We start from the raw sequence: 9,556 nt of genomic DNA, 5'->3' as shown, positions 1-9,556 counted from the left end.
CATCCAGCACGGCACCATGACCATGACCCGGCGCTCGGTGCTCGAAGAGCTTGGCTGGGCCGACTGGTGCATCTGCGAAGACGCCGAGTTGGGTCTGCGCGTGTTCGAAAAAGGCCTGTCGGCGGCGTACTACCACACCAGCTACGGCAAAGGCCTGATGCCCGATACCTTTATCGACTTCAAGAAACAGCGTTTCCGCTGGGCCTATGGCGCGATTCAGATCATCAAGCGTCACACCGCCAGCCTGCTGCGCGGCAAGGACACCGAACTGACCCGTGGCCAGCGTTACCACTTCCTTGCGGGCTGGTTGCCGTGGGTCGCCGATGGCATGAACATCTTCTTCACGGTCGGCGCGTTGTTGTGGTCCGCGGCGATGATCATCGTGCCGCAGCGGGTCGATCCACCGCTGCTGATTTTCGCGATCCCGCCGTTGGCACTGTTCGTGTTCAAGGTCGGCAAGATCATCTTCCTGTATCGCCGTGCCGTCGGCGTGAACCTGAAAGATGCGTTCTGCGCGGCACTGGCCGGGCTGGCGTTGTCGCACACCATCGCCAAAGCGGTGCTGTACGGGTTCTTCACCAGTAGCATTCCGTTCTTCCGCACGCCGAAAAACGCCGATAACCACGGCTTCTGGGTGGCCATTTCGGAGGCGCGGGAAGAGATGTTCATCATGCTGCTGTTATGGGGCGCGGCGCTGGGGATCTTCCTGGTGAACGGCTTGCCGAGCAACGACATGCGCTTCTGGGTGATCATGTTGCTGGTGCAGTCGCTGCCGTATCTGGCGGCGCTGATCATGGCGTTCCTGTCTTCGCTGCCGAAACCGGCAGCCGCACCTGAGCCGGCACCAGCCGTCTAAATCTGTACAGATGCACTAAACGGCGGCCAATGGTCGCCGTTTTGCTTTAAGATAACCGCCATTTTGCAGGCCTTGCGCCCAATGGCCTGACCCAATACCTGTGGGAGCAAGCCTGCTCGCGATGCAGGCGATGAGGTTTGTCATACAGACCGTGTCATCGTTCATCGCGAGCAGGCTCGCTCCCACATTTACAGTTTCCGGAGTTTTCCATGACGGCCCAAGCCGACCTTTCGCCGACCCTTCAACTCGCCATCGACCTGATCCGCCGTCCGTCCGTGACGCCGGTCGACGCCGATTGCCAGAAGCAGATGATGCAGCGCCTGGGCGATGCCGGTTTCATGCTGGAACCGATGCGCATTGAAGATGTGGATAACTTCTGGGCGACCCACGGTAAACACGACGGCCCGGTGCTGTGCTTCGCCGGTCACACCGACGTGGTGCCGACCGGCCCGGTGACCGCCTGGCAGATCGACCCGTTTAACGCGCTGATCGACGAACACGGCATGCTCTGCGGCCGTGGTGCGGCAGACATGAAAGGCAGCCTCGCGTCGATGACCGTGGCTGCCGAGCGCTTTGTCGCCGACTACCCGGATCACAAGGGCAAAGTGGCTTTCCTGATCACCAGCGACGAAGAAGGCCCGGCGCATCACGGCACCAAGGCTGTGATTGAACGCCTCGCCGCGCGCAAGGAACGTCTGGACTGGTGCATCGTCGGCGAGCCGTCGAGCACCACCCTGGTCGGCGATGTGGTGAAGAACGGCCGTCGAGGCTCCCTCGGCGCCAAGCTGACCGTTCGCGGTGTGCAGGGCCACGTGGCCTATCCGCACCTCGCCAAGAACCCGATCCACCTCGCCGCCCCGGCCCTGTCCGAACTGGCCGCCGAGCATTGGGACCACGGCAACGATTTCTTCCCGCCGACCAGCTTCCAGATCTCCAACGTAAACTCCGGTACCGGCGCGACCAACGTGATTCCGGGTGACCTGGTGGCGGTGTTCAACTTCCGCTTCTCCACCGAGTCCACCGTTGAAGGCCTGCAAAAGCGCGTCGCCGACATTCTCGACAAGCACGGCCTGGACTGGCACATCGACTGGGCGCTGTCCGGCCTGCCGTTCCTCACCGAGCCGGGTGCGTTGCTGGACGCAGTCGCGTCGAGCATCAAGGACGTCACCGGTCGTGAAACCAAGGCCTCTACCAGTGGCGGCACCTCCGACGGTCGTTTCATCGCGACCATGGGCACCCAAGTGGTTGAACTGGGCCCGGTCAACGCGACGATCCACCAGGTCAACGAGCGAGTACTCGCCGCTGACCTCGACGTGCTGACCGACATCTACTACCAGACCCTGATCAAGTTGCTCGCCTGATGCTCGCCTGCCCGATCTGCAGCGAACCGCTGAACGCGGTGGACAACGGCGTGGCTTGCCCCGCCGGGCATCGTTTCGACCGCGCGCGCCAGGGTTACCTGAACCTGTTGCCGGTGCAGCACAAGAACAGCCGCGACCCTGGGGATAACTTGGCCATGGTCGAAGCCCGTCGCGACTTCTTGAACGCCGGCCATTACGCTCCGGTAGCCAAGCGTCTGGCCGAACTGGCGGCGCAATACGCGCCACAGCGCTGGCTGGATATCGGCTGTGGCGAGGGTTATTACACCGCGCAAATCGCCGAGGCGTTGCCGCACGCCGACGGTTACGCGCTGGACATCTCCCGGGAAGCGGTGAAACGCGCCTGCAAACGCAACCCGCAACTGACCTGGTTGATCGCCAGCATGGCGCGGGTGCCGTTGGCCTCGGGCAGTTGCCAGTTTCTCGCCAGTGTCTTCAGCCCGCTCGACTGGGAAGAGGCCAAACGCCTGCTCAGCCCTGGTGGCGGCTTGATGAAAGTCGGACCGACCAGCGGCCATTTGATGGAACTGCGCGAGCGACTGTACGACGAAGTGCGTGAATACACCGACGATAAGCATCTGGCGTTGGTGCCGGAAGGCATGGCGCTGCAACACAGCGAAACCCTGGAATTCAAACTGACACTTTCAAAGGGTCAGGACCGCGCGAACCTGTTGGCCATGACACCCCATGGCTGGCGCGCCAGTGCTGAACGCCGTGCGGCAGTCATCGAACAGGCCGAGCCGTTCGAGGTCACTGTGTCGATGCGCTACGATTATTTTGTTCTTCAATAAATTCTTAAATTTTGGTCTTGAGCGAACAGCTTGAGGCCGGCTAAATCCGCGAATGGATTTTTCAGACCCGCAGTGAGGACATCCATGCGCCAACCCGATATCGAGATTTACCTGAAAGACACCGACGTCGACTACAAGGCCATCGCGGCCTGGCTCGGCACCGCTTTGGGCCCGTGCACCGACTGGGTTCAGAAGGGGCAGACCTACAAGTGCAAGGCCGGTAACGTGCCAGTGACCTGGCTGCCCAAGGCCGTGGGCAAATGGAACAGCCTGTTCCTGGACAGCGACCAGACCCCATGGGAAGACGACATCGCCTGCGCCCGCGCAGCTTTTGCTGCGCTGAACGTCGAAGTGCGTTGCGCGCCGGGTACGTGGGTCGAGGAAGAGGGTGAAGAAACAGCGGATCGCTGGATGCGTATCAGCGCGGACGGTGAAGAAGAAATCACCTGGAAAACTGCTTAAAAGCAACGCGGATCAAATGTGGGAGCGGGCTTGCTCGCGAAGGCGGTGTGTCAACCAAAGCTATGTCGACTGACACACTGCATACGCGAGCAAGCCCGCTCCCACATTGGTTTTGTGTGATCTGAAGAGTGGGTTTAGAGCCCCACCACATCCTCAGCCTGCAGCCCCTTCTCACCGGTCACCACGGCATATTCAACCGGCTGACCTTCAGCCAGCGAACGGTGTCCTTCGCCACGAATTGCGCGGTAGTGCACGAACACGTCCACCCCGTCCTCGCGTTGAATAAAGCCGTAGCCCTTGGCGTCGTTGAACCACTTCACGTTGCCGGTTTCACGTGTTGCCATCTGTTCATACTCCTTTTTTATTATGATCGGGCTTTTCGCAGGAAAGCCTCGGGAACATTGCTTGCGCTGAAGGTGGCATTGTCTGGCCACTGCGGGCTTGCCGAGTATATGTCAGGCGCAAAAACTCTCAAACGGGTTTACTTACGCGCTTTTTTGCCGATTTTCAGCGAATACGGCACACTATCGACCGCCCGAGCAAACGCTCGGTCTTTTCCACTCATGCAGAAGCCGTATGACCCGCTCCCCGTTTCGCCGTCTTGTGTTTGGCACCTTGCGCCGACTGTTGTATCTCTGGGTTCGCTCGGAGACGATCAACCAGTCGTCGTTCACCCTTGACCTGGACCGCAGTCGCCCGGTGTTCTACGTCCTGCAAAACCCTTCGCTGACCGACCTCGCCGTGGTCGACACCGAATGCAGCAAGGCTGGCCTGCCCCGCCCGGTGCTGCCGGTATCGGTGGGTACGTTGGTGGAACCTGCCGCATTCTTTTACCTGACACCGGACCCCGACTGGCTCGGTCGCCAGGACAAACGCGGCGCTCCTCCGACTCTGAACCGACTGGTCAGCGCCTTGAGCCAGAACGCCGCCGAAGATGCGCAGATCATTCCCGTCAGCGTGTTCTGGGGGCAGTCACCGGACAGCGAATCGAGCCCGTGGAAATTGCTCTTCGCCGACAGCTGGGCCGTCACCGGGCGTCTGCGTCGCTTGCTGAGCATCATCGTGCTGGGGCGCAAGACCCGCGTGCAGTTCTCCGCGCCGATCCATCTGCGTGAGCTGATCGATCAAAACAAGGGGCACGAGCGCACCGTGCGCATGGCCCAGCGGATCCTGCGGGTGCACTTCCGCAACCTCAAAGCCGCAGTCATCGGTCCGGACATTTCCCACCGCCGTAATCTGGTGAAAGGCTTGGTCAACCAGCCGCTGGTCAAGCAAGCGATCCTCGACGAAGCCGAGCGCGAGAATATTTCCCCGGRAAAAGCCAAGGCCCAGGCCCTGCGCTACGGCAACGAGATCGCCTCCGACTACACCTACACCGCGATTCGCTTCATGGAAGTGGTGCTGAGCTGGTTCTGGAACAAGATCTACGACGGCATCAAGGTCAACAACATCGAAGGCGTGCAAAAGGTCKCCCCGGGTTACGAAGTGATCTACGTACCCTGCCACCGCAGCCACATTGACTACCTGCTGCTGTCCTATCTGCTGTTCCGCAATGGCCTGACCCCGCCGCACATTGCCGCCGGGATCAACCTCAACATGCCGGGGATCGGCAGCCTGCTGCGTCGCGGCGGCGCGTTTTTCATGCGTCGCACCTTCAAGGGCAACCCGCTGTACACCTCGGTGTTCAACGAATATCTGCACACCCTGTTCACCAAAGGCTTCCCGGTCGAGTACTTCGTCGAGGGCGGCCGTTCGCGTACCGGGCGCATGCTGCAACCGAAAACCGGGATGCTCGCAATCACCCTGCGCAGCTTCCTGCGTTCGTCGCGCATGCCCATCGTATTTGTGCCGGTGTACATCGGTTATGAACGGGTGCTCGAAGGCCGGACCTACCTCGGCGAACTGCGAGGCGCGACCAAAAAGAAAGAATCGATTTTCGATATCTTCAAAGTCATCGGTGCGCTCAAGCAGCGCTTCGGCCAGGTGGCGGTGAACTTCGGCGAGCCGATCAAACTGGCGGAGTTCCTCGACATCGAACAGCCGGACTGGCGCCAACAGGAACTCGGGCCACAATTCAAACCGGCCTGGCTCAACGAAACGACTAACCGTCTCGGCGAGAAAGTCGCGCAGCATCTGAACGAAGCGGCCGCGATCAACCCGGTCAACCTGGTGGCCTTGGCGTTGCTCTCCACCAGCCGCCTGGCGCTGGATGATCGCGCGATGGCACGAGTGCTCGATTTGTATCTGGCGCTGCTGCGCAAGGTTCCGTATTCACCGCACACCACGCTGCCGGAAGGTGATGGTCGCGCACTGATCAATCATGTGAAGGACATGGACCTGCTGTCCGAGCAGAGCGATGCCCTGGGCAAAATTTTGTATCTGGACGAGCAAAACGCCGTMCTGATGACCTACTACCGCAACAACGTGCTGCACATCTTTGCGTTGCCAGCGCTACTGGCGAGTTTCTTCCAGAGCGCCTCGCGCATGAACCGCGAACAGATCCTGCGCTACACCCGCGCGCTGTATCCGTACCTGCAATCGGAACTGTTCATTCGCTGGTCCATGGATGAGCTGGACGCCGTGATCGACCAATGGCTGGAAGCATTCGTCGAACAAGGCCTGCTGCGCTTCGAAAACAATGTCTACCTGCGCCCGGCGCCAAGTTCGCGGCATTTCGTGTTGCTGACCTTGTTGTCGAAGAGCATCGCCCAGACCTTGCAGCGCTTCTACATGACCGTCTCTTTGCTGCTCAACAGCGGCCAGAACAGCATCAGCGCCGAAGAGCTGGAAGACCTGTGCACAGTGATGGCCCAGCGCCTGTCTATCCTCCACGGCCTGAACGCCCCGGAGTTCTTCGACAAGAGCCTGTTCCGTCACTTCATCCAGACCATGCTTGTTCTGGACGTGCTCAAGCGTGACGAAGCCGGCAAGTTGAGTTATCACGAACTGCTCGGCGAACTGGCAGAAGGCGCGGCCAAACGGGTGTTGCCCGCGGAGATTCGCTTGTCGATCCGTCAGGTGGCATYGCATCGCAGTGAAGATGCGGCGGATCAAGCCAAGTTGGAGAGCCTGTAACTTCCTGACCATAACTTTAAGAACAAGGATGTTCTTATTGTCGATCAATTATGGATTAATAACCGCCCACAACTAATCCCGATACGGATATCGCGATGAACTCATCAGAAAACACCAACACGTACATCACCCTCACTTTTAGTTTGCCTGAAGACTTCCTGCCGCCCATTGGCGGCGAAGGTGAAACGTATATATGCGTTCAAACTGCAAACTCTTCGACTCCAGTAAAAGTCGCTCAATCCCGAACGGCGGTATTGCGCAGCGGGCGTTGGAACTTTTCATTTGCACATAAATATTTCGATGTAAGCGTCAAGTACCGCGTGACGGTCAGCATGACTCACAACGGGGCTCCGCTGCTGATTGACTTGGACCACTTCGTGATTGTCCACCGTGCGCCGCATCGCCAAACGCTGCACCTGAGCCCTATTGGTCGCCTTTACATTCAGGCGCAAGAGCCTCAAACGGTAGAACCCGAGCACGCGGTGACCATTGTTGCTCATGAGCACGACAATGCAGCGGTCCAACTGACTCAAGTGCATATCAGTGAACAAATGGCAGAGGCGTTTTATCTGGAATATGACCCAGACACTGTCGTGCCGGGCAAGCGCTATACCCTGAGGGCCACTGAAAATGAATACCGTAATTCAATCGCGGTGTATCCCCACTCCGTTGTATTGAAACCCTTCAACAAAGTCTGAAAATAGCGTTCATCAACAATACACGGGCGAAACTGCTGTAAAAATCCGTTAGATTGTCGCCAGCGTTTCACTAAACTCCTCTTTCGAACAAGGAAGCTGCCATGCTTCGCCCTACCCTTCGCTTCGCCAGCCTCTGCGCAGGCTTGATGATCTCCGCCAGCGCGCTGGCACTGTCGCTCAGTGACCTGTCGCAAACCGACGCCACTGGCGGCCTCAAGGACGCCCTGACCCAAGGCGCGCAACTGGCGGTCAAACAACTCGGCACACCGGGTGGCTTCAGCAATAACCCGGAGGTGAAAATCGGTTTGCCGGGCAAACTTGGCAAGGTCGCCAGTAAAATGAAGCAGTTCGGCATGGGCGCTCAGGTCGACGAACTGGAGACCAGCATGAACAAAGCAGCTGAAATCGCCGTGACCCAAGCCCAGCCGATCCTCGTGGATGCAGTGAAGAAGATGAGTGTGGAAGATGCCAAAGGCATCCTCAGCGGCGGCAACGACTCGGCCACTCAATACCTGAACAAAACCAGCCGCGAACAAATCCGCGCGAAGTTCCTGCCGATTGTGAAGCAAGCCACCGATCAGGTCGGCCTGGCCAAGCAATACAACACATTCGCCGGTCAGGCAGCGACCATGGGTGTGTTGGATGCCAAGAACGCCAACGTCGAAAACTACGTCACCGAGCAGGCCTTGAACGGCCTGTTCGAGATGATCGGCAAACAGGAAGAAATCATCCGCCAGAACCCTGCGGCGGCAGCGACCAGTCTGGCTAAGAAAGTGTTTGGAACGTTGTAGTTTTTAACGATCATCACGCGACAGAAAGCCCGCTGAACTTTACAGGTTCAGCGGGTTTTTTACGTTTGCGTTACTCGTGCGGATCGAATTGATCCAGAACGCGATTCACCGATAACTCCGCCAGCGAAATCATCTGTTGAACCCCCAGCATTAGATTGCACATCGGGCCGCTTTGGCTGAAGGCTAACTCACTGGCCATAACGTTTGCTGAGGCGAGGGTTTCGCAGGCATGGGCCAGGAGAGTTTCGGAATCGACGTTGGGGGCGATGACGAAAATCGTACTGGGACGACGATCAGCTTTGGCCTTTTTTTCAACGGGTGAAGCCAGGTAGTGATCGAGAGCGCGAATGGCGGCATCGTGGAGTTTTTTGGAATCAAGGAAGGCGTAAGGGGACACCGGGTCGGTTTCTATTTCCAGTTCTGTTTCTGTGTCTGGAGGGTTTGGACTGTCTTTGAACATTGTGTAGCTCCTGAAGTAGTGGAGCTGTCACCGTTCGCTGCGAAACGAACATTAGGTGGCAGCTGTACGCAGGTTCGCAGACCGGGACTTCAGGAACCCGGCAGACCCGAARRTCTCCCGCGCACAGCCGCCATGAAACAGGCATAAAAAAGCGCCCGCTTTCGGATGGTGGACGCTGTGCATCTGAAGTTTAACCGGGCTGCGAAACCCGGTCGCTGCTTTTTGCAGCGACATTCAAAAGCCTAGAGGTCTCGCTTCCGACAGACAACCTGAAAATCCTGTGGGAAGGTTCTGGTGTTTTAGCATCTCTTTAAACATCGTCGTCTGCCAGGACGCCATCGCGAGCAAGCTCGCTCCCACTATGAGTCTCTGTCGTACGCAAATGCTGCATTCACAAAAGATCAACTGTAGGAGCGAGCTTGCTCGCGAAAGCAGTAGTTCAGTCGAAATATGAACTGCCTGACACGAGGCCATCGCGAGCAGGCTCGCTCCCACAATTTTGAGCATTAGGCGATGTCGAAAAAGTGGGCGGCCCGACGGCCGCCAGGATCAGACCGCCTCTTTCTTGACCCTGAACCACGCCGCATACAGCGCCGGCAAGAACAGCAACGTCAGCGCTGTTGCCACGATCAACCCGCCCATGATCGCCACCGCCATCGGCCCGAAGAACACGCTACGTGACAATGGGATCATCGCAAGCACCGCCGCGAGTGCGGTCAGTACGATTGGGCGGAAGCGGCGCACGGTCGCCTCGATAATCGCCTGCCAGGGCTTGAGGCCTGCCGCGATGTCCTGCTCGATCTGGTCCACCAGGATCACCGAGTTACGCATGATCATCCCGGACAACGCGATGGTCCCGAGCATCGCGACAAAACCGAACGGYTGACGGAACACGATCAGGAACAACGTCACGCCGATCAGCCCCAGCGGCGCGGTCAGGAACACCATCACCGTGCGCGAGAAACTGCGCAGTTGCAGCATCAATAGCGTCAGCACCACCACGATGAACAGCGGCACACCCGCCTTCACCGAGTTCTGTCCGCG

Annotated in this window: 10 protein-coding genes; 7 read left to right on the top strand and 3 right to left on the bottom strand. The window is 58.6% G+C overall.

Translation table 11 applies throughout. From position 1 onward, the window contains the following. From AC1DRJ_RS13680 to AC1DRJ_RS13665, 4 genes are all read left to right on the top strand, one after another. Window positions 1-856 (top strand): glycosyltransferase family 2 protein (locus tag AC1DRJ_RS13680; RefSeq protein ID WP_477802625.1); only part of this gene is annotated, 856 nt, incomplete at its 5' end. Between the two features lie 209 nt (window positions 857-1,065). Beyond that, on the top strand, window positions 1,066-2,217 hold the full coding sequence (dapE, locus tag AC1DRJ_RS13675; protein WP_477802624.1) for a succinyl-diaminopimelate desuccinylase: 1,152 nt from the start codon (window positions 1,066-1,068) through the stop codon (window positions 2,215-2,217). Then, entirely contained in the window at window positions 2,217-3,026 is an 810-nt protein-coding gene (locus AC1DRJ_RS13670; RefSeq protein ID WP_477802623.1) for a putative RNA methyltransferase, read from the top strand. Before dapE ends, AC1DRJ_RS13670 begins: the two co-directional genes overlap by 1 nt. An 84-nt stretch (window positions 3,027-3,110) precedes the next feature. Then, complete coding sequence (locus AC1DRJ_RS13665; protein ID WP_477802622.1) at window positions 3,111-3,488, top strand: hypothetical protein; 378 nt, start codon at window positions 3,111-3,113, stop codon at window positions 3,486-3,488. 134 nt (window positions 3,489-3,622) lie between these two features. On the opposite strand, the gene AC1DRJ_RS13660 is transcribed toward AC1DRJ_RS13665, so the two are convergent. Then, window positions 3,623-3,832, bottom strand: a complete 210-nt coding sequence (locus AC1DRJ_RS13660) for a cold-shock protein (protein ID WP_477802621.1) — start codon at window positions 3,830-3,832, stop codon at window positions 3,623-3,625. Between the two features lie 232 nt (window positions 3,833-4,064). On the opposite strand from AC1DRJ_RS13660, the gene plsB reads away from it, so the two are divergent. The 3 genes from plsB to AC1DRJ_RS13645 all read left to right on the top strand — a co-directional run bounded on the left by plsB (window position 4,065) and on the right by AC1DRJ_RS13645 (window position 8,052). After that, the gene (gene plsB / locus AC1DRJ_RS13655; protein ID WP_477802620.1) at window positions 4,065-6,563 is read left to right on the top strand and encodes a glycerol-3-phosphate 1-O-acyltransferase PlsB; all 2,499 of its coding nucleotides are present in this window, start codon (window positions 4,065-4,067) and stop codon (window positions 6,561-6,563) included. Between the two features lie 95 nt (window positions 6,564-6,658). After that, entirely contained in the window at window positions 6,659-7,261 is a 603-nt protein-coding gene (locus AC1DRJ_RS13650) for a hypothetical protein (RefSeq protein WP_477802619.1), read from the top strand. A 101-nt stretch (window positions 7,262-7,362) separates the two neighbouring features. Then, a complete protein-coding gene (locus AC1DRJ_RS13645) occupies window positions 7,363-8,052 on the top strand; it encodes a DUF4197 domain-containing protein (RefSeq protein ID WP_477802618.1) in 690 nt (229 codons plus the stop codon). Between the two features lie 70 nt (window positions 8,053-8,122). On the opposite strand, the gene AC1DRJ_RS13640 is transcribed toward AC1DRJ_RS13645, so the two are convergent. Together AC1DRJ_RS13640 and AC1DRJ_RS13635 are read right to left on the bottom strand one after the other, a co-directional pair. Next, window positions 8,123-8,512 (bottom strand): DUF6124 family protein, encoded by a 390-nt coding sequence (locus AC1DRJ_RS13640; protein WP_477802617.1) that lies wholly within the window; start codon window positions 8,510-8,512, stop codon window positions 8,123-8,125. A 549-nt stretch (window positions 8,513-9,061) separates the two neighbouring features. Next, window positions 9,062-9,556: efflux RND transporter permease subunit (locus tag AC1DRJ_RS13635; protein ID WP_477802616.1), on the bottom strand; the 495-nt coding region annotated here is incomplete at its 5' end.

This window comes from Pseudomonas sp. P5_B2, assembly GCF_056400445.1.
The sequence above is the reverse complement of the archived record's forward strand: the minus strand, read 5'-3'. Positions and strand labels throughout refer to the sequence as shown.